Origin of the sequence: Streptomyces sp. NPDC006332 (assembly GCF_040612855.1) — a bacterium.
In the GTDB taxonomy this organism is placed as follows: Bacteria; Actinomycetota; Actinomycetes; order Streptomycetales; family Streptomycetaceae; genus Streptomyces.
In genome coordinates this window covers 99,159-118,368 of the sequence record NZ_JBEXRA010000001.1, presented here as the reverse complement: position 1 = coordinate 118,368, position 19,210 = coordinate 99,159, and the positions used below count along the sequence as shown (strand labels likewise).

At 69.4% G+C, this 19,210-nt stretch carries 13 protein-coding genes; 1 reads left to right on the top strand and 12 read right to left on the bottom strand.

What is annotated here, in order from left to right; translation table 11 throughout:
• Positions 1-74 precede the first annotated feature (74 nt).
• The 6 genes from ABZ027_RS00530 to ABZ027_RS00505 all read right to left on the bottom strand — a co-directional run bounded on the left by ABZ027_RS00530 (position 75) and on the right by ABZ027_RS00505 (position 9,673).
• Positions 75-575 carry a hypothetical protein gene (locus tag ABZ027_RS00530; RefSeq protein WP_356762806.1) on the bottom strand — a complete coding sequence of 167 codons (501 nt, stop codon included), beginning with the start codon at positions 573-575 and terminating at the stop codon, positions 75-77.
• Positions 572-3,070 (bottom strand): nitrate reductase, encoded by a 2,499-nt coding sequence (locus ABZ027_RS00525; RefSeq protein ID WP_356762804.1) that lies wholly within the window; start codon positions 3,068-3,070, stop codon positions 572-574. Before ABZ027_RS00525 ends, ABZ027_RS00530 begins: the two co-directional genes overlap by 4 nt.
• 116 nt (positions 3,071-3,186) lie before the next feature.
• Positions 3,187-4,638: an amidase gene (locus tag ABZ027_RS00520; RefSeq protein ID WP_356762802.1), complete on the bottom strand. Its 1,452-nt coding sequence runs from the start codon at positions 4,636-4,638 to the stop codon at positions 3,187-3,189.
• Positions 4,639-4,774: 136 nt separating this feature from the next.
• The gene (locus tag ABZ027_RS00515) at positions 4,775-6,895 is read right to left on the bottom strand and encodes a PQQ-dependent sugar dehydrogenase (protein WP_356762800.1); all 2,121 of its coding nucleotides are present in this window, start codon (positions 6,893-6,895) and stop codon (positions 4,775-4,777) included.
• Positions 6,896-7,097: 202 nt separating this feature from the next.
• Positions 7,098-8,261: a sugar phosphate isomerase/epimerase family protein gene (locus ABZ027_RS00510; protein ID WP_356762798.1), complete on the bottom strand. Its 1,164-nt coding sequence runs from the start codon at positions 8,259-8,261 to the stop codon at positions 7,098-7,100.
• Positions 8,262-8,665: 404 nt separating this feature from the next.
• Positions 8,666-9,673: a sugar phosphate isomerase/epimerase family protein gene (locus ABZ027_RS00505; protein WP_356762796.1), complete on the bottom strand. Its 1,008-nt coding sequence runs from the start codon at positions 9,671-9,673 to the stop codon at positions 8,666-8,668.
• A gap of 259 nt (positions 9,674-9,932) precedes the next feature.
• Here ABZ027_RS00505 and ABZ027_RS00500 point away from each other — a divergent pair, with 259 nt between their 5' ends.
• Positions 9,933-11,558 carry an IS200/IS605 family accessory protein TnpB-related protein gene (locus tag ABZ027_RS00500; protein WP_356762794.1) on the top strand — a complete coding sequence of 542 codons (1,626 nt, stop codon included), beginning with the start codon at positions 9,933-9,935 and terminating at the stop codon, positions 11,556-11,558.
• Here ABZ027_RS00500 and ABZ027_RS00495 read toward each other — a convergent pair.
• From ABZ027_RS00495 to ABZ027_RS00470, 6 genes are all read right to left on the bottom strand, one after another.
• Positions 11,548-12,744 (bottom strand): Gfo/Idh/MocA family oxidoreductase, encoded by a 1,197-nt coding sequence (locus tag ABZ027_RS00495; protein ID WP_356762792.1) that lies wholly within the window; start codon positions 12,742-12,744, stop codon positions 11,548-11,550. The genes ABZ027_RS00500 and ABZ027_RS00495 overlap by 11 nt on opposite strands.
• A 68-nt stretch (positions 12,745-12,812) precedes the next feature.
• Positions 12,813-13,862: a substrate-binding domain-containing protein gene (locus tag ABZ027_RS00490; RefSeq protein WP_356762790.1), complete on the bottom strand. Its 1,050-nt coding sequence runs from the start codon at positions 13,860-13,862 to the stop codon at positions 12,813-12,815.
• A 99-nt stretch (positions 13,863-13,961) separates the two neighbouring features.
• Positions 13,962-14,993 (bottom strand): ABC transporter permease, encoded by a 1,032-nt coding sequence (locus ABZ027_RS00485; RefSeq protein ID WP_356762788.1) that lies wholly within the window; start codon positions 14,991-14,993, stop codon positions 13,962-13,964.
• Positions 14,990-16,513 carry a sugar ABC transporter ATP-binding protein gene (locus tag ABZ027_RS00480; protein ID WP_356762786.1) on the bottom strand — a complete coding sequence of 508 codons (1,524 nt, stop codon included), beginning with the start codon at positions 16,511-16,513 and terminating at the stop codon, positions 14,990-14,992. The genes ABZ027_RS00485 and ABZ027_RS00480 overlap by 4 nt, the downstream gene beginning before the upstream one ends.
• Positions 16,514-16,909: 396 nt before the next feature.
• Positions 16,910-18,091, bottom strand: coding sequence for an ROK family transcriptional regulator (locus tag ABZ027_RS00475; RefSeq protein ID WP_356763417.1), 1,182 nt, complete (start codon positions 18,089-18,091; stop codon positions 16,910-16,912).
• Positions 18,092-18,471: 380 nt separating this feature from the next.
• On the bottom strand, positions 18,472-18,993 hold the full coding sequence (locus ABZ027_RS00470; protein WP_356762784.1) for a hypothetical protein: 522 nt from the start codon (positions 18,991-18,993) through the stop codon (positions 18,472-18,474).
• Positions 18,994-19,210: the final 217 nt, after the last annotated feature.

The following is a 19,210-nucleotide window of genomic DNA, read 5'->3' as shown; positions in this document are numbered from 1 at the left end:
AACCCTTCTCAGCCGACGGCCGCCCGGGGCGTCGTCGGGGTGACGCGAGTACCTGATCAGCCGGCTGCGAGCGGCTACAGGCTGGTCAGGATCTGCGGGGAGATGTTCTTGATCATGGTGTTGGACCAGCGCATCTGTCGCAGGGTCTGCGGGTGGCAGGACGAGGCGAGCGCCAGGAGCCGGTCCTCCTTGCCCGCCTGAGCGGCCTGGGCGAGCATCTCCCAGTACAAGGAGTTCTCGGTCGCGCCCAGATGCAGCTCCCGCAGGTCGCGCAGCAGGAGCAGGCCGGGCTCCGGACGACGGCCCACGGCCTCCGCAGCCTTCTTTCTGAGCGTCGCCAGGACACCCGGGTCGGACGGGTCGGCCGTGCCCGGCATCTCGTCGAGGTCCATGCCGTAGTGGTGGCCCGCCTCGGCCAGTCGCTTCACGTGTTCGCGTGACCAGAGGGCGAGGTCGGTGGCGACGTGGAAGACCTCGTGCTCGGTGCGATGCCGTTCCGCCACCGTGACCAGGTCCTTGGCGAGATGTTCCTCGCCGTGGTGCAGAGCGCGCAGGGTCAGGGTGATGCCGTTCACCGGATGCCCTCCTCGCGGCCGTTCCCCGTGGTCTGGTCGCGCTGTGCGGCCCGGGCGGAGGGGCCGCCCACCGTCGGAGGAACGCCGACACCGCCGCTGGACCGTGACGGTGCGGACGCCGTGGTGGTCGGCGCGGGGGAAGCCCTGCCGTCACCGCGTTCGACGAGGGTGAGGGCCGCCGCGGCGGTCTTGAACAGCGGCTGCTTGGAGGCCGGGTCCCAGTCGGTGACGGTCGTCTCGTTGGCGGCGCGACCGGGCGTGCCCTCGTCGGGGCCGTTGCCGCCCGGGGTGTCCCAGTAGCCGTAGTGGAACGGCACGAACAGCAGCCCCGGCCGGATGTCGGTGACCCTGATCCGTCCCCGCAACGCGCCACGGGGGGTGGAGACCTCCACCAGATCGCCCTCGCCGAGATCCCGCTCGGCCGCGTCGGTGCCGGACACCTCCACCCAGACGTCGGGCGCGGCCGCGTTCAGCTGGGGGACGCGCCCGGTCTTGGTCCGGGTGTGGAAGTGGTAGATCGTCCGCCCGGTGGTGAGCTGGAACGGGTACTGCGCACCGGGCTCCTCATGCGGCGGCACATAGGCGGCGGCCTTGATCATCGCCTTGCCGTCCGGGTTGAGGGAGCGGTACTCCACGACGCTGTCCGAGGCGCCGGTGACGAGGTCCTTGCCGTACGACTCGCACGTGTCGGGGTGCGCCCAGTCGATGCTGTCGGTGTAGAGACGTTCCGTTCCGTCCGGGGCGTCCTCGTTGCAGGGCCACTGGATGCCCGACGGGCCGCGCAGCTTCTCGTAGGAGAGGCCGGTGTAGTCGCACGGCCGGCCGGCGCTGCACCGTTTCCACGCCTCGAACGCCGACTCCGCGTCGTGCCAGTGGATCAGCGGACCGCCGTCCTTGTCACGGAAGTCCATACGCCGGGCGTAGTCGAGGAAGACGTCCAGGTCCGGCCTGGCCTCACCCGGCGGGTCGACGGCCTTGTCGGACAGGTGGACGGTGCGGTCGGCGTTCGTGAACGTCCCGGTCTTCTCACCCCAGGTCGCTGCGGGCAGCACCACGTCGGCCAGCTGCGCGGTCTCGGTGCGGAACAGGTCCTGCACGACGACGAACAGCCGCTCCTGGGCCAGGATCGAGCGGATGCGGGCGAGCTCGGGCAGGGAGACGGCGGGGTTGGTGCCGCTGATCCACAGCATGCGGATCGAGCCCTGTTCGGCGTAGCGGAACATCTGCATGGCGTGGGTGGGTGGGGCGTAGTGCGGGATCCGCTTCGGTTCGACGTTCCAGACCTTGGCGAGGTCCGCGACGTGCTGGTCGTTCTCCCAGTTCCTGAAGCCCGGCAGGTCACCGTTGGCGCCGCACTCCCGGGTGTTCTGGGCGGTGGGCTGGCCGTTCATCTGCAGCACGCCCGCTCCCGGACGGCCGAGCATGCCGCGGATCAGATGGATGTTGTTGATCTGTACGGCGGCCGCGGTGGCCTGGTGGGACTGGTAGACGCCCTGCAGGACGGTCGACAGCAGCCGGTCGGCCGAGCCGAGGATCTCCGCCGCCTCGACGATGCGCGCGGCCGGAACGTCGCAGATGCCGGCCGCCCACCCGGGGGTGCACTCCGCGACCCGGGCTTCCAGCTCCGCGAAGCCGACGGTGTGCGCCTCGACGTACTCGTGATCGACCCGGCCGGTGCGGATGATCTCGTGCAGCAGTGCGTTGAGCAGCGCCACGTTGGTGCCGCCGCGCGGGGCGAGGTGCACGGTCGCCCGGCGCGCCACCCGCGTCGGCCGGGGGTCCACGCAGACCAGGCGGGGCGGATCGGCGCCGTCGAGCCGGTCCAGGACACGCATCCACTGCACCGGCTGCGTCTCGGCCAGATTGTGTCCGAAGAGGGCGATGACGTCCGCGTGATCGACGTCGTCGTAACTGCCGGGCTGACCGTCGCAGCCGAAGGACTCCTTGAGCGCCTCGGCGGCCGTGGAGGTGCAGAGCCGGGTGTTGCCGTCCAGGTGATTGGTCCCGATGCCGGCGCGGGCCAGCACCGCCAGCGTGTAGTACTCCTCCAGGAACAGCTGCCCGCTCGTGTAGAACCCGATCGAACCCGGGCCCTTCTCCTGCAGAAGCGACCGGGACCGGGACACGATCCGGTCCATCGCGGTAGCCCAGTCGGTATCGACCAGACGGCCCTCCACGCGGACGAGCGGCCGGGTCAGACGGTCGGGAGACGCGTTGGCCTGCCAGCCGAACAGGTCCTTCGGCCCGAGGCGACCGTGGTTGACACGATCCTGCGCGCGTCCCCGCACGCCCACCATGCGACCGTCCACGACCGCGATGTCCATGGCGTCGCCGTCGGAGTGCAGGACCGACGCGGCCCGCACCCACCGCTGCACGTCACCCTCTGCGACGCCCTCCAGCAGATGCTGGTCAACCCGGGTGGGCCACGCCTCGTGACGTCCGTAGGGAGTACGTGCGCCCCAGGGCTGCTCGATGCGGTCCACCGAAGCGTCCATGCCGCACCTCCGTCACGTCGGCGCCCGCCACGTCACCGGCACCCTCAGTACCCCGCATCGCACGCCCATAACGCCGCTACGGGTCACAACCGGGCAGGGTGCCGGTGTTCTCGTCCCTACGTCGGTGCCTGGAAGCCGCCCATCTCCTGCTCGAGCAGTTCGGCCAGCCGCAGCGGGGTCCGGTCCTCGAACATCGGGCCGATGAGCTGCACCCCCACCGGCAGGCCCTCGGGCGACCAGCCCGCCGGTACAGCGGTGGCGGGCAGACCGGGCAGAGTGGCCAGACCGGCCCAGACGAGCTGGTCGAAGTACGGGTACCCGACGCCGTCGATGTCGATCCGGCGTTCCCTCGGATCGGGGTGGTGGTCGTGCGGGAACGCGGGAGTGGGCGTGATGGGACACACCACGGCGTCGTACTCGGCGAAGAGCTGCCGCCAGCCGTGGCGGTGGAGCTCGCGACGGCCGTTCGCCTCGATCCAGTCGCGGTGGCTGAGTGCCATGCCGCGCAGCATTGCCGCATCGAGACTCTGGTCGTCCGCGCTCAGTCGGGCGGCGCGGGTCTGCAGCTGCTCGTACGCTTCGACGGGAAAACGTGCGACGGAGCCCGAGAACAGCAACTGCCTGTAGAGCATCGCGGCTTCGGTCAGATCGGGCAGCAGCGAACTGTCCCGCTCGACGCGGGCACCGCCGTCGACCAGCGCGTCGGCCACCCGGCCCACGCCTGCCCGCACGGCGGACCCGGTCGGAATGATCGGATGCTCGTCGAGGACCAGGACCCGGAAGTCGCGGAGCCGTTCGTGGCGCGCGGGCGGCAGCGTCAGCTGGTACGCCACACCATGCGTCAACGGGTCCGGTCCGGCCATGACGTCGAGCAGGAGCGTGAGGTCGCGAGCGCTGCGCGCCATCGGACCGACGACGGCGAGGTCGTGCTCGACCGGCAGGGCCGGCCCGGGCGGCGGGACCATGCCGCGGCTCGCCGCCAGCCCGAGTGTCGGCTTGTGCGCGTGAACGCCGCAGAAATGCGCGGGGGTGCGCAACGAACCGGCGAGGTCGGAGCCGATGGACAGCGCGCCGAATCCGGACGCGAGGGCAGCCGCCGAGCCGCCGGAGGATCCGCCCGACGTACGACGGTGGTCCCACGGGTTGTTGGTGGTGCCGTAGATCCCGTTGAAGCTCTGTATGTCCTGCAGCCCCACCGGCACGTTGGTCTTGCCGAGCACCACCGCGCCCGCGGCCTTGAGCCGCGACACCTGCACCGCGTCCTCGGCCGGCACGAAGTTCCGGTGCGGCGGCATGCCCCAGGTCGTGGGCAGCCCCGCGATGTCGTACGACTCCTTGACCGTCACCGGGATGCCCAGCAGGGGCCGGTCCTCACCGCGGGCCCGCGCCTCGTCGGCACCGCGCGCGGCGGCCCGCGCACGGTCGAAGTCCGGCACACAGATCGCGTTGATCGCCTCGTCGTCCCGTTCGATACGGGAGATCGCCTCGTCGGTCAGTTCCGCCGAGGTCACTTCACCGGCGCGCAGGGCAGCCGCGAGTTGGTCGGCCGTCGGGAAAGTTGACTCCATGGGTCCGACCGTATGGGCCGGTGGGAGGGGGCACGAAATGCCGCTTCACGCAACGGAGTTGAGGTGTCGGTACTCATGCATTGCCACCGCGGCGGGGCACCTGGTTGGCGCCCCGCCGCGGTGGCTCCGCCGTCGGTCAGTCGGCCGGGGTCAGTGCGACCTCGGAGCTGCCGGAGAGGGGCGGCAGGCCGTCCGGGGGCGTGTCCGTGTAGGTGGCGTTGAAGACCGCCTTGAGGTTGTCCGAACCGGAGTGACCGCCGTCCAGGAACGTCTTGAACGATCCGGAGCAGCCATTGCTCGTCGACAGCGGGTGGCCGTGCGAGTCGTGGCCGAGGATGAACGAGACGCTGACCTTCGAGCAGTCCACCGGCTGGTCGTCGGTGACGGCGACCTGCCAGGTGACGGTGTCACCCCAGTGGAACGCCGTGCCGCCGTGCGGAGCCGGGTCGGTGGTGAGTGAGACGACCGGCGCCTTGTTGCCGACGACGACGGGGACGGACGCGGAGGCCGAGCGCCCGGTGCTGTCGGTGACCTTCAGCGTGGCGTCGTAGACCCCGTTCTCGGTGAACGTGTGCTTCGGGTTGGCCTCCCTGGAGTCCACGGTGCCGTCGGCGTCGAAGTCCCAGGCGTAGCGCAGGGCGTCACCGTCGGCGTCCTTCGTGCCGGCGCTGGAGAACTGGACCGTCAGCGGCCTGGTGCCGTTGACCACGTCCGCTGCGACCTTGGGCTCCGGGGTGCGGTTGCCCCGGGTGAAGTCGATGCGGGCGAGCTGGGCCTCGGGCAGTTCCGCGAAGTACCCGGTGCCGTACTCCAGGACGTACAGCGCGCCGTCCGGGCCGAATTCGGCGTCGATCGGGCCGTCCGTCTTGATCGAGGGGATCGCGTCCTCGATCTTCTGGACCTCGTTCTTCTTGCCGAGGGTGATGGCCTTCATCTGGTCGCGGGTCCACTCGTAGAAGAGCGGCTTGCCGTCGAAGTACTGGGGCCAGCGGTTCTGGGCCTTGTTCCGCGGGTCGTAGCGGTACGCCGAGCCACCCATGGGGCCTATGCCGCCCGTGCCGAGTTCGGGGAACGTCGGGGAGGCGTCGTAGCCGTAGACGATCTCCGCGTCCTCGACCGGGGGCAGCACGCTCCGGCCGGTGTTGTGGCGCGAGTCGTTGACCGGCTTGGCGCAGTTGAACGCGCCGCTGGAGGTCTTGGTGGCGAAGTCGTAGTCCTGGTACGGCTGGTCCTGGGTCACGCAGAACGGCCAGCCGTAGTTGGCGGGGCGGTCGATGACCATCCAGCGCCCCTGGCCGGCGGGGCCGCGGTTCGGGTCGGCGGTTTTGGCGTCGGGTGAGTAGTCGCCGACGTAGACCTCGCCCGTCTTGTCGTCCACTCCGAAGCGGAACGGGTTGCGCAGACCCATGGCGTAGATCTCCGGGCGGGTCTTCGGGGTGCCCGGCGCGAAGAGGTTGCCGTCCGGTACCGCGTAGCCGCCGTCGCGCTTGACCTTGACGCGCAGGACCTTGCCCCGCAGGTCGTTGGTGTTGCCCGCGGTGCGCCGCGCGTCGTAGGCCGGGTTGCGGTCGGTTCGGTCGTCGAGCGGGGCATAGCCGTCGGAGGAGAACGGATTGGAGTCGTCGCCGGTCGACAGGAACAGGTTGCCCTTGCCATCGAAGTCGATCTTGCCGCCGACGTGGCAGCAGAGGCCGCGGTCGGCCGGCACGTCGATGATCTTCTGCTCGGTGGCGTAGTCGAGCTTGTTGCCCGCGAGCTTGAACCGCGACAGCCGGGTGACGCCCTTGTACTTGGCGAAGTCCTCGGCCTTGCCGGTCTCCGGGGCGTCCCCTTCGTTGACGCCCGGGGTGGCCGGGTCGTCCATGGGGGTGTCGAGGCGGGGCGAGTAGTAGAGGTAGACCCAGTGGTTCTTGGCGAAGCCGGGGTCGACGGCGACGCCCTGCACGCCTTCCTCGTCGTGCTGGTAGAGCCCGGCGGGGCTCTTCTTCATGTCGGCGGCGAGGAAGTTCACGCCGCTCTTGGGGTCGTGGATGCGGACCTCGCCCGTACGCGCCGTGTGCAGCACCCGCCGGTCGGGCAGGACCGCCAGGGCCATGGGCTCACCCGGGCGGTCGTTGAGGGTGACCTTCTGGAAGTCCGACGATGCCGGCGGCACCGGGTCCGACGGGGCGGCCTGGGCTACGGGGAGGGGGAGGAGCCCGACGGCTCCGGCCAACGCAGCCGCCCCCACGAGTGTGACGATTCGTCTGTTGCGCACTCAGAACTCCTTCGGTCCGGCCAGAGGGTGAAAAGCCAGGCGGAATGCGTGAGTTGGACGCTAGAGCGCCTACTTTCAACTCGTCAAGGACAAAGTTTCAATCTTTTCAAGAAAAGTCTGCCCTTGCATTTCATGTCTTTTCGGGCACGTCCGGGACCCGCCCCGCGCAAGACGCCGGGCGGGTACGACATATGACACTGAGTCAGCTACGGGCGCGCAGGGCCGCGAGGTTGTTGTAGCCGATCCGGGCATACTCCAGGGACTGACCGGGAACGGTCGCGCTCGGTGCGGTGTCCTGCTCGACCATCGGGTTGCGGTAGTTCTTCGCACCCACCCGGGTGAAGAAGGTCCGGTAGTCGATGTCGCCCGTGCCGAAGGGCACCATGTCGTAGCCCAGGCCGCTCTGCGGATTGACCACGCCGTCCTTGGCGTGGAAGAGCGGGAAGCGGTCGCTGTTGCGGACCACGAGCCCGGCCGGGTCGAAGACCTTCTCACGCTGCGAGCCGTCGTGTGCGGTGTACGTGTGGAACTTGTACTGGGCCACGTGCGCCCAGAAGACGTCCAGCTCCAGATAGACGCTCTTGCGGTCCGTCACCTTCAGGAAGTACTCGAGCTTGCGGATACCGGAGCTGCGGGTTGGCCGGCCCTCGGCGTCGAGCGGGCCGCCGTCGAGCAGGAAGTCGTAGGCACTGTCGTGGTTGTGGGTGTAGAGCTTGATGCCTGCACGGCGGGCGATGGCGCCCATGGTGTTCCACTTCTGCGCGGCGACGTCCCAGTCGGCCCGGTAGGGCGTCGCGGTGGGGTCACCGCCGGTCCCCATGTGCTCCATGCCGAGGATGTTGGCTATCTCCAACTGGCGCTTGAAGGTGTCCAGGTCGGACGGGGTCAGCGGCCAGGACGGGGGGATGAAGCCGTGGCTGCCCTGCGCCCGCAGGCCGTAGTCGTCGAGCCAGGAGCGCAGCAGCTTCGCACCCTGGACGGTGCCCAGATCGGCGCCGCCGGGCGCGCCAGCGTGCTGGCCGTAGCCGGCGAACTCCACCTGGCGGTAACCGAAGCGCGCCAGCTGCTTGAACACCTCGCGGAAACCGGAGGGCAGATCGGAGGCCAACGGGTCACGGCCGACCGCGTCACGCACGGTGTAGAGGATGATGCCGCGCTTGTGCGGCGGGACCAGAGCGGAACGCCCACCATCCTGGCCGGCGGCTTCCGCTCCGTCCTGCGCCAGAGCGGGCGCGGCGCCGAAGACCGGGGCGGCCACCGCCGCGGCGGTGGCGGCCGTGCAGGTGCTGAGGAAACGGCGGCGGCTGACGCCTAGTGCGCGGCGCAGGGAGTCGCCGGTGACGGCTTCGTCGTTGAACGCGGTCACAGTGGTTCTCTCTTTCGTTGTCGCGGTGTTGCGGCGGGCGGTGGGCGGTGTCATGGACCACCGAAGGCGAGTGAGGGCAGGGGCGGCAGGCCTGTGCCTCGAACGGCTGAGTCTCGGCGGCTGCCGATGTGGTTACGGCGTGCGAGTGGGCGACAAAGGGCCGCCGGCGACAAATGCGGGGTACCTGAGAGTTGTTGGCCCTGCGCTGGGTCGGGCCGTCCTCCGTAGGCCGGTCGAACGAGCGGCGCGCCGCGCGACCTGAGCGCGCCGTCAGTCGTGAACCACTGCGTGGTCCCTGTGCACGAAGGGACCGTAACCTCGTTCGTCCGGGACCGGAACCCCTTGCGCAAGAAGACGGCAAACTTCTTCCCGAGTCAGGACAAAGCCGTGTCCGGTCAGCACACCTAGTTGTCGCCGCCCCCGAAGGCGGCGTCGAAGGAGGCCGAAGGCGGGTCGAAGTCGAACCGCTTCAGATGGGCGAGGGCTTGCGGCGCACCGGCGAGGCGGTCCATGCCGGCGTCCTCCCACTCCACGGAGATCGGCCCGTCGTAGCGGATCGAGCGCAGCATCCGGAACACGTCCTCCCAGGGGACGTCGCCGTGCCCGGCGGAGACGAAGTCCCAACCGCGCCGCGGGTCACCCCAGGGCAGATGGGAGCCCAGCCGCCCGTTGCGCCCGTCCAGACGCTTGCGGGCCTCCTTGCAGTCGACGTGGTAGATCCGGTCCCGGAAGTCGTAGAGGAAACCGACCGGGTCCAGGTCCTGCCAGACGAAGTGGCTGGGGTCGAAGTTGAGCCCGAAGGCCGGGCGGTCGTCCACCGCCTCCAGGGCGCGCTTGGTGGTCCAGTAGTCGTAGGCGATCTCGCTCGGATGGACCTCGTGGGCGAAGCGGACGCCCTCGGCGTCGAACACGTCCAGGATCGGGTTCCAGCGCTCCGCGAAGTCCTCGTAGCCGCGCTCGATCATCCGCTCCGGTACCGGCGGGAACATCGCCATCAGATGCCAGATGGACGATCCGGTGAAACCGACGACCGTGTCGACGCCGAAGGCGGCCGCGGCCCGCGCCGTGTCCTGGATCTCGGCCGCGGCCCGTCGGCGAACCCCCTCCGGCTCCCCGTCGCCCCAGATCCGGGCGGGCAGGATGCCCTGGTGCCGTTCGTCGATGGGGTGGTCACAGACGGCCTGGCCGACGAGATGGTTGGAGATCGCCCAGCACTTCAGGCCGTACTTCTCCAGCAGGGCGCGCCGACCGGCCAGGTAGGACGGATCGGTCAGGGCTTTGTCGATCTCGAAGTGGTCGCCCCAGCAGGCGAGTTCGAGTCCGTCGTAGCCGAAGTCGGCGGCCAGTCGGCAGACCTCCTCCAACGGCAGATCGGCCCACTGACCGGTGAACAGGGTGAACGGGCGTGGCATGGTGTGCCTCCGAGCGGGGTTCCTGGCCGGATCTCTAGCGGACTTCGGCCTCGACGGCCTGGACAGGGGTTGTGGACTGTTGGCGGTTGGCTGTGCGCAAGCGTGTTCTGGCGTGCATGAGTGAGTGTCCGGGTTGCGGCAGGTGTGACTGCGTGGGTGTGAATGAAGGTTCCTGGGTCGAATGTGTGACCTTCACCGGTGGTGGTCGTTGGGTGGGGGGAGCGGTTGTTCGGGTGCGCCGGGATGAGGGGTGAGGGGGATGGGCGGGCTGCGGGACATGGCGGCGCCGTTTGTCGCCCTGGGTCCGTCCGGTGTGGCGGTCCGCGGCCGACTCAAGTACCTGACGGTGGAGGATGAGAAGGTTCTTCGTCTGGTCGGTGACCTGCTCGGTACGCTCGCCTCCCGGGATCTGAAAGCACGGTGCGCGGCCGGGCTGGACCATGACACCGGCCAGTGGGCCGAGCGCAAGAGGACCCTGACGCAGGAGTCCTCCTCCCGATGGGCAGGGTCGATCACCAAGGCCACCCACGATCAGTGGGCGCTGGCCAGGCGCGGGCAGCTCGCGCACATCCAGAGCCTTCAAGCGGGGGTGCGCACCATCGCGCACCGGCTGTCCCTGCCGGTCGGAGAGAAGGGCGGCAAGCGCGCTCCGGGCGGCTATCGCAGCAAGCAGGAGTGGCATGCGAAGGCCCGCCGCCTGCACGTGCTCGAAGACCGGCTTCAGGCGGCGCGGGCGGACTGGGAGGCCGGAGTCGTGCACGTGGTGCGCGGCGGGAAGCGGCTGCTGAACACCCGCCACCACCTCGACGCCGCACAGCTCACCGAGGAGCGGTGGCGCGCACGCTGGCAGGCCGGGCGCCGGTTCCTTGAGGCCGACGGCGAGTCCGGGAAGCGGTTCGGCAACGAAACCATCCGCGTCACCTGCGACGGCGAGGTCTCCCTCAAACTCCCCGCCCCGCTGGCGCATCTGGCGAACGCACCGCACGGCCGGTACGTGCTCGCCTGCAGGGTGGCGTTCGCGCACCGGGGCGAGCAGTGGCGCGACCGTGTCACCGCGAACCGGGCCGTTGCCTACCGCATCCACGAAGACACCACACGCGGCCGCTGGTACCTCACCGCATCGTGGACGATCCCGCCGGTCACAACCGTGCCGCTCGCGGCGGCCCGCGCGAACGGGCTGGTGGGCGTCGACACCAACGCCGACCACCTGGCCGCCTGGCGCCTGGACGCCCACGGCAACCCCGTCGGCGAACCTGCCCGCTTCGGCTACGACCTGTCCGGCACCGCCGCCCATCGCGACGCCCAGATCCGGCACGCCCTGATCCGCCTGCTGCACTGGGCCGAACGGCACCACGTCGCGATCGCGATCGAAGACCTCGACTTCGCCGCGGAGAAGACCCGTGAGAAACACGGCCGCCGCAAGAAGTTCCGCAACCTCATCTCCGGTATGCCCGTCAGCAGACTGCGGGCCCGGCTCGTGAGCATGGCGGCCGAACTCGGCATCACCATCATCGCCGTCGACCCCGCCTACACCAGCCGCTGGGGCGCCCAGCACTGGCAAAAACCCCTGACGTCCAAGAACAGAAAGATCACCCGCCACGACGCAGCCGCCGTGGCGATCGGCAGGCGCGCTTTGGGGCACCCGATTAGGCGACGGACGGCACCGCCCCCTGCTCACCGGAGTGATGAGCAGGGGCATCGGACCGTCCAGGCCCGACCGGGTACCCCGAGGTGTGAGGGACCCCGCCCCCGCATTCCCGGACCACGGACACGATCCGTGCCGCCGGACGCGGAACGAAAGCGGGAGACCAGGACACCCAAAACCGTTCGGGATGTCCGCAGGGACCAGGAACGGGTCCAAGACTCACTCCTGCTCACTGATTAGGAACGGTGTAGACGGAGTTCTTCTGCGCGCTCTCCTCCACCGCGGCGAGCACCCGCTGCACCTGCAGACCGTCGGCGAACGACGGCCTCGGGTCGGTGCCGGACGCGATGGCCTCGACCAGGTCGCGGGCCTGGTGGGCGAAGGTGTGCTCGTAGCCGAGCGCGTGACCCGGCGGCCACCAGCCCTCCAGGTACGGGTGCTCGGGCTCGGTGACGTCGATCCTGCGGAACCCCGCCGTGGCGGCGGGCTCACGGTGGTCGTGGAAGGACAGCTCGTTGAGCCGCTCCAGGTCGAAGGCGAGCGAACCGAACTCGCCGTTCACCTCCAGCCTCAGGGCGTTCTTGCGCCCCGACGCCATACGGGTCGCCTCGAACATGGCGAGCGCCCCTGAGGCGAGTCGGCCGGTGAAGACGGCCGCGTCGTCGACCGTCACCGGCCCGCGCCGGGTGCCACCGGGGGCGGTCAGGCCGGTGGAGGCACCGTCGAGGCGGGGGCGTTCCTTGACGAAGGTCTCCATCTGGGCGGAGACCCCGACCAGCACCTCACCCGCCAGGTACTGGGCGAGGTCGACGATGTGCGCGCCGAGGTCCCCGAGCGCCCCCGACCCCGCGTGCTCGCGCTGCAGTCGCCACGTCAGCGGGAAGTCGGGGTCGACCAGCCAGTCCTGGAGGTAGCTGACGCGTACGTGGCGCAAGGTGCCGAGTCTGCCGTCGGCGATGAGCCTGCGTGCGAAGGTGAGGGCGGGCACGCGCCGGTAGTTGAAGCCCACCATGGCCAACTGACCGCGCGAGTGGGCCTCTTCGGCGGCCGTGACCATGGCCTCCGCCTCCGCGACCGAATTGGCCAGCGGCTTCTCGCACAGTACGTGCTTGCCCGCCTCCAGCGCCGCGATGGCGATCTCCGCATGGCTGTCGCCCGGTGTGCAGATGTCGACGAGTTGCACGTCATCGCGGGCTATGAGGGCGCGCCAGTCGGTCTCCGCCGCGGCCCAGCCGTGCTTGTCGGCCGCCGCCCGCACGGCGTGCGCGTCGCGGCCGGCGATCGCGGCCAGGACCGGCCGCAGCGGCAGGTCGAACACGTGCCCTACGGTGCGCCACCCTTGTGAGTGCGCGGCGCCCATGAACGCGTAGCCGACCATGCCCACGCCGAGGGTCGGCGGTGCGGTCCGACTGTCGCTGTGTTCCATACGGATTCCTCCTCGTCGGAGTGTCACTGACTCATGGCTGTGTTCGTGGGGCGCACGGCCCGGGCCGGTCAGACGAAGCCGGTCGGCAGGTACTGGTCGACGTTGTCCTTGGTGACCACGGCCGAGTAGAGGGTCAGCGAGGTCGGGATCTCGAACTCGGCGAGGCCGCCGAGGCCCTTGCCCTGGCCGAGCGCCCGGGCGAGGTCGATGGCGGAAGCGGCCATCGTCGGTGGATACAGGACGGTCGCCTTGAGCACGCTGTTACCGGCCTTGATGGCGTCCATCGCGGACTTGGCGCCCGCGCCGCCGACCATCAGGAAGTCGTCCCGACCGGCCTGGTCGATGGCGCGCAGCGCGCCCACGCCCTGATCGTCGTCGTGGTTCCACAGCGCGTCGAAGCTCGACTGGGCCTGCAGCAGTTGCGCCATCTTGGCCTGGCCGGACTCGACCGTGAAGTCGGCCGCCTGGCGGGCCACCTTCTTGATGTTCGGGTAGTTCTTCAGGGCGTCGTCGAAGCCCTTGGTGCGCTGCTGGGTCAGCTCAAGGTTGTCGAGGCCGGCCAGTTCCACGACCTTGGCGTTCTTCTTGTCCTTGAGCTGTTCGCCGATGTAGTGGCCGGCGTTGAGTCCCATGCCGTAGTTGTCGCCGCCGATCCAGCAGCGGTACGCCTGCTGGGAGCCGAACACACGGTCCAGGTTGACGACGGGGATACCCGCCTTCATGGCCTGCAGGCCGACCTGGGTGAGTGCCTTGCCGTCGGCCGGCAGGACCACCAGGACGTCGACCTTCTTGTTGATCAGCGTCTGGATCTGACCGATCTGCTGAGCGGTGTCGTTGGACCCCTCGGTGATCTCCAGCGTGACGTCGGAGTATTTCTTCGCCCGCGACTTGGCGTTGTCGTTGATGGCGTTGAGCCAGCCGTGGTCGGCCTGGGGGCCGGCGAAGCCGATGGTGACAGCCTTGCCCGGCTTGTCGTCCGCGACCGGGGCGGCATTGTCCGCGGCCTTTTCCTGGTTTTTGGGCTCATTGCTGGTGCAGGCCGTCAGCAGCGCGCCGGCGGAAACGGCTGCGGTGCCGAACAACAGTGACCTGCGGCTGGTGGCGGGGGTTCGTGCCATGGCGGGTGGCCCCTTCGACTGGGCGGTGTGCGTCGGATGGAGGAGGTGGGGGTACGGGACGGCGGTGTCAGGGGCCGCCTTTGGCGGCGTCGCACGGCGTCAGGCGTCGCCGCCGCGTAGCGAGCGGCGCTGGACCAGGACGGCGGCGACGATGATGGCGCCCTTCGCGATCTGCTGGACAGCGGTCTCGAGGTTGTTCAGGGCGAAGATGTTGGTGATCGTGGTGAAGACGAGGACACCGAGGACGGAGCCGATGATGGTGCCGCGACCGCCGCTGAGCAGGGTGCCGCCGATGATCGCCGCGGCGATGGCGTCCAGCTCGTAGAGGTTGCCGTTGGTGTTCTGACCCGAGCCGGCGAGCACGATCAGCATGAACGCGGCGATACCGCAGCACAGTCCGGACAGCAGGTACAGGTACAGGCGCTGGCGGCGGACGTCGATGCCGGCGAGGCGTGCCGCTTCCGCGTTGCCGCCGACCGCGACGGTGCGGCGGCCGAAGGTGGTCCGGTTGAGCAGCAGCCAGCCGATGACCGTGACAGCGGCGAAGATCAGAACGAGGGGCGGGATGCCGAGGATGTAGGCGTCCCTGCCACCGAGATCGAGCACCGATTGGACGCTCACGACCTGGGTGCTGCCGTCCGTGATCTGCAACGCCAGGCCCCGGGCGGAGGCGAGCATGGCCAGCGTCGCGATGAACGGCACCATCCTGCCGTAGGCGATCAGCAGACCGTTGACGAGACCACAGCCCACACCGACGATCACCGCCGTGAAGAGGATCCCCGCGAAGCCGAACTCCTGCGTGGCCACGGTCGTCGCCCACACCGAGGCGAGCGCCACCATCGCGCCTACCGACAGGTCGATCCCGCCGCTGGTGATGACGAACGTCATGCCGACGGTGACGACGCCGATCACGGACGCCTGGGTGAGGACGAGCTGCAGGTTGCTCGTCGCCAGGAACTGGTCCGGTGCGGTGATCCCGCCGACCGCGACGAGGACGGCGAGGACTCCGAGCAAGGACAGACTGCGCACGTCCCACCGCAGTCGGGGTCGGCGCGAACTCCCCTCGTCCTCCGCGGACTTGGCGTCGGACGTCGGCGCTTCCTGCTGCGCCGCAGTGGCCGGCTGCGTCATGGCGTCAGGCTCCCTTCCATCACAAGATCAAGTACACGGTGCTCGTCGAGCTCCCGGGCGTCCGCCGTGTGCACGACGCTGCCTTCGCGGAGCACCAGCACCCGGTCGGCGAGTCCCAGCACCTCGGGCACCTCACTGGACACGAGAAGTACGGCCAGGCCCTCGTCGGCCAGCCGGCGAATCACTGCGTAGAGCTCCGCCCGGGCGCCGATGTCGACGCCCCTGGTCGGTTCGTCCAGCAACAGCACCTTGCAGCCCCGCAACAGCCACCGTGCGAGCACCGCCTTCTGCTGGTTGCCACCGGACAGGGTCCTGATGGCGGCATCGGGATTGTCCGGCCGGAGGGACAGTTCCCGAACCGCCTGGTGCGCGGCGGCTCGTTCGTCACGCCGGTCGAGCCAGCCCGCGCGGGAGAACCGGGACAGGGTGGAGATCGAGACGTTGCTGCTGACGGACTCCAGCATCAGCAGGCCCTGCGCCTTGCGTTCCTCGGGCGCGAGGCCGATGCCGGCGCGGACGGCGGCGCGGACACTTCCGGGGCGCAGGGGTGCGCCGTCGACGAGGACACGGCCGCCGTCGGGCTTGCGTGCGCCGTAGATCGTCTCCAGGATCTCGCTGCGCCCGGACCCGACGAGCCCGGCCAGACCGACGATCTCACCGGGCCGCAGCTCCAGATCGACGGGCGCGAACTCCCCTCGCCGGGTCAGTCCTTCGACCCTCAGCACTGGATCTCTCCCTGCGGCGAAGCCGGCCTCGGGGCGCTCGGGGAAGACGTACTCCACGTTCCGCCCGGTCATCAGCGCCACGACCTCATCGGTCGGCGTCGATTCGGCGGGCAGGCCGCCCGCGACCGACCGGCCCTCCTTCAGGACCGTGACCCGGTCGCCGATGCGGCGGATCTCCTCAAGTCGGTGGGAGATGTAGATGACGGAGACACCGTCCGCCGTCAGATCGCCCACGATCCTGAAGAGGTTGTCCACCTCTTCGGGGTCGAGCGCCGCCGACGGCTCGTCCATCACGATCAACCGAACCTCGTGGGACAGCGCGCGGGCCATCGAGACGATCTGCTGTTGCGCCGCGGACAGGTCGCCGACGAGCGTCGTCGGATCGATCTCCGAGTGCCCCAGACGTTTCAGCAACTCCGCGGTCGCCTTACGGGCGGCGGAGCCGCGCACGACGAACCCGGCGGAGGTGGGTTCGTGCCCGAGGAAGACGTTCTCCGCGACGGACAGCCCCTCGATCAGGTCGAGTTCCTGGTAGATGGTGGCGATACCGAGACGCATGGCGGCGACCGGCGACCCCAGAGTCACACGCTCACCGCGCCAGGTGATCTCACCGCTGTCCGGCTGGTGAGCCCCGGCGAGCACTTTGATCAGAGTGGACTTACCGGCCCCGTTCTGGCCGAGCAGGCAATGGACCTCGCCGGCCTGGACCTCGAGATCCACACCGTCGAGGGCGCGAACGCCCGGGAACGACTTGGTGATACCGGACATGGTGAGCAGGGGTGGTTGTGGTGCCATGAGGATCCCCTCGGCGGATGCGGGCCGTGAGCGGGCAGGGCTGGGCAGGGTTGTTCAGGTACGTGGGCGGCTCTGGGATGCCCCTGGCGTCGTGTGCGCTGGGGCGCAGGGACTGAGGAGGGTCGGGCAGGGCAGGGCAGGCCTGATTGCGGCAACCATGCGGTGGTGGCGGCCGCCGACGCTTCATTCGGGGGTTACGGCGGTGATGTGGGTGGTGTCGCGGCGGCTCTACGGATGTCGCGGTGGCTCTACGGGTGTTGCGTGGGCGCCGTGGGGTTGCCGAGGCGCGATGGGCCCGCAGGATCGCCAATGGGGTGGCAGTGACGCTCGGTTCCAGTGGCGCCACGGGGTTGTAGTGGCGTGACTGTGGGTCCGTCGCCGGCGGGCGGGCAGCGGTCAGGCGGGTGAGAAGACGTGGTCGCTGATGAGCCGAGCCGCGCCGATGGCTCCGGCGACCGGCCCCAACTCGCCCAGCACGATCGGCAAGTTGCCCGTGGCCAGCGGCAACGACTGCCGGTACACCTGGGTCCGGACACTGGCCAGCAACGTGTGCCCGAGCCCGGTCACACCGCCGCCGATCACCACCAGCCCCGGGTTGAAGAAACTGACAAGGTTGGCGATGACCTGCCCCAGACGCTTCCCGCCCTCCCGGATCAGCTCCAGAGCCACCGTGTCCCCTGCCGCCGCGGCAGCCGACACGTCCTCGGCCGTCAGACGCCCGGCCGCCTCGAGCCGGGCAGCGAGCTGTACCGACCGGCCCTCACGGGCGGCCTGCTCCGCGTCACCGGCCAGCGCTGCACCGCTGAAGTGGGCTTCCAGACAGCCCCGGTTGCCGCACGCACACGCGCGACCTCCCGGTTCCACCTGAATATGACCGATGTCGCCGGCACTGCCGGTCGTCCCCCGGTAGACCTCACCGCCGACGACGATGCCGCAGCCGATGCCGGTGCCGATCTTGACGCACAGGAAGTCGCCCACGGAACGTGCGACGCCCGCGTGCTGCTCCCCCATGGCCATCAGGTTCACGTCGTTGTCGACCATGACCGGGCAGCCGAGTTCCTGGCTGAGCGCCTCCCGGATGGGAAAGCCGTCCCAGCCGGGCATGATCGGCGGCGCGACCGGTATGCCCTCGGGGAAGCGAACCGGTCCCGGGACACCGATACCGGCGCCGTCGAAACCCTCCGCGACACCGGAGTCCTTCAGCTTGGCAGCCACCGACAGCACCTGCTCGAAGACGGCCACCGGCCCCTCCCGGACATCCATCGGTTGATTCAGATGCCCCAGGACGTCCAACTCCGCGTTCGTCACGGCCACATCGATCGACGTGGCCCCGATGTCGACACCGAGGAAACGCAGTGTCGGCGCGAGCCGGATGTTGTGCGACCGCCGGCCGCCCCGGGACGGGGCCAGCCCGTCCGCGACGACCAGCCCCGTCTCCAGCAACCGGTCCACTTCGACTGCCAGCTTCGAACGGGACAGGTCCACCAGATCACCCATCTGGGCACGAGAGTTGGACCCGTTGTCACGCAGCAGACGAAGCAGCCGCGCCTGATGCGTGTTCTCAGGTCGAGCAGTCATCCGTCTCACGATCCCTCCTCTCCCCTCACCCATCGGCTGGGGCCAGACACCTGTCTCCGCCGACTGCGCCGTCAGGCTGTCGGGAAGGAACGTAACAACGATTTTCCAGAGTGGGAAGTACTTGCGCACGAACCAGGCGTTCTTTTTCCACACTCAGGACAAAGTCTGGTGGCTGGGTCTTCAGGAGCCCACTGCTGTTCACGGTGATCCACCGTCCGCGTCTCGACTCCCCGACGACCACCGCTCAAGTCCGCGGACCACGGCGCCGTGCCGTGTGGCCCGGTCGGACCGCGCTCTACGTGTCAAGCGGACCCCGCAGCAGGGGCCCCTCCGGACAGGAAGGGGCCCCTGATCATGGTCGTTTCCGCATACCTCAGCCGCTACACGGGATCCAACACGGGCCTCGCGGGAAGCCCCCCGTTCTTCTCGCAGCGCAACTCCTTGGCCATGGCCAGCGAGAAGGAGTGGGCCACGGTCGCGTAGGCGTCCTTCAACGCCTTGACGTTGTCCTGGGGATCCTTCGGCATGCCCCAGCGCTCCACGCCGATGGCGACGTGCGCCGCATTCGTGGAGTCGGTGAACTTGTCGCTACGGCACGCGAACCGGACCGATGCCCTGTTCGCCGACGCCAGGGTGCGCTCCCCCATCTTCAGCACGGTGAAATCCGGGGCCGGAGTTCCCGTCGGGGGGCTGCCATCCAGCCCCCAGGTGACTCGGATCGCAAAATCCGGAGTACCGTCCGCCGTGTAGATGCGGCAGACGTCGTCGCGTCCCCCGGTGGCGGCAGGAAACGCCTCGACGAGGTCCGTCGCGGCCCGCGCGACGGTGGACTTCTCCGCCGTCGTCCCGAACCGCGACGACCCCGTGATCACCTTCAGTGCCTTGGACGCGTCGGTGGACACGGCATCGCCACCGCACAGTTGCGTCCCCGCCACAGCCTTGTCGGCCGCCTCCTCGTCTCCGTCCCCACCACAACCGCTGACCCCGAGACACAACAAGCCGGTTACGACCGGGGCAAGGAGTCCAGCGCGCACCAACCTACGACTGATCACTGTCCGCATCCTTACTGTCCTCGGCCGCCAGTCTCAGCCGGACTCCGGGCGGTTGCCCTTTGGACGT

Excerpts from the sequence above, each read along its gene's own strand:
- ABZ027_RS00520 (WP_356762802.1), bottom strand. The coding sequence starts at position 4,638 with ATGGAGTCAACTTTCCCGACGGCCGACCAACTCGCGGCTGCCCTGCGC.
- ABZ027_RS00490 (WP_356762790.1), bottom strand. The coding sequence starts at position 13,862 with ATGGCACGAACCCCCGCCACCAGCCGCAGGTCACTGTTGTTCGGCACC.
- ABZ027_RS00475 (WP_356763417.1), bottom strand. The coding sequence starts at position 18,091 with ATGACTGCTCGACCTGAGAACACGCATCAGGCGCGGCTGCTTCGTCTG.
- ABZ027_RS00525 (WP_356762804.1), bottom strand. The coding sequence starts at position 3,070 with ATGGACGCTTCGGTGGACCGCATCGAGCAGCCCTGGGGCGCACGTACT.
- ABZ027_RS00485 (WP_356762788.1), bottom strand. The coding sequence starts at position 14,993 with ATGACGCAGCCGGCCACTGCGGCGCAGCAGGAAGCGCCGACGTCCGAC.
- ABZ027_RS00500 (WP_356762794.1), top strand. The coding sequence starts at position 9,933 with ATGGGCGGGCTGCGGGACATGGCGGCGCCGTTTGTCGCCCTGGGTCCG.
- ABZ027_RS00480 (WP_356762786.1), bottom strand. The coding sequence starts at position 16,513 with ATGGCACCACAACCACCCCTGCTCACCATGTCCGGTATCACCAAGTCG.
- ABZ027_RS00495 (WP_356762792.1), bottom strand. The coding sequence starts at position 12,744 with ATGGAACACAGCGACAGTCGGACCGCACCGCCGACCCTCGGCGTGGGC.
- ABZ027_RS00505 (WP_356762796.1), bottom strand. The coding sequence starts at position 9,673 with ATGCCACGCCCGTTCACCCTGTTCACCGGTCAGTGGGCCGATCTGCCG.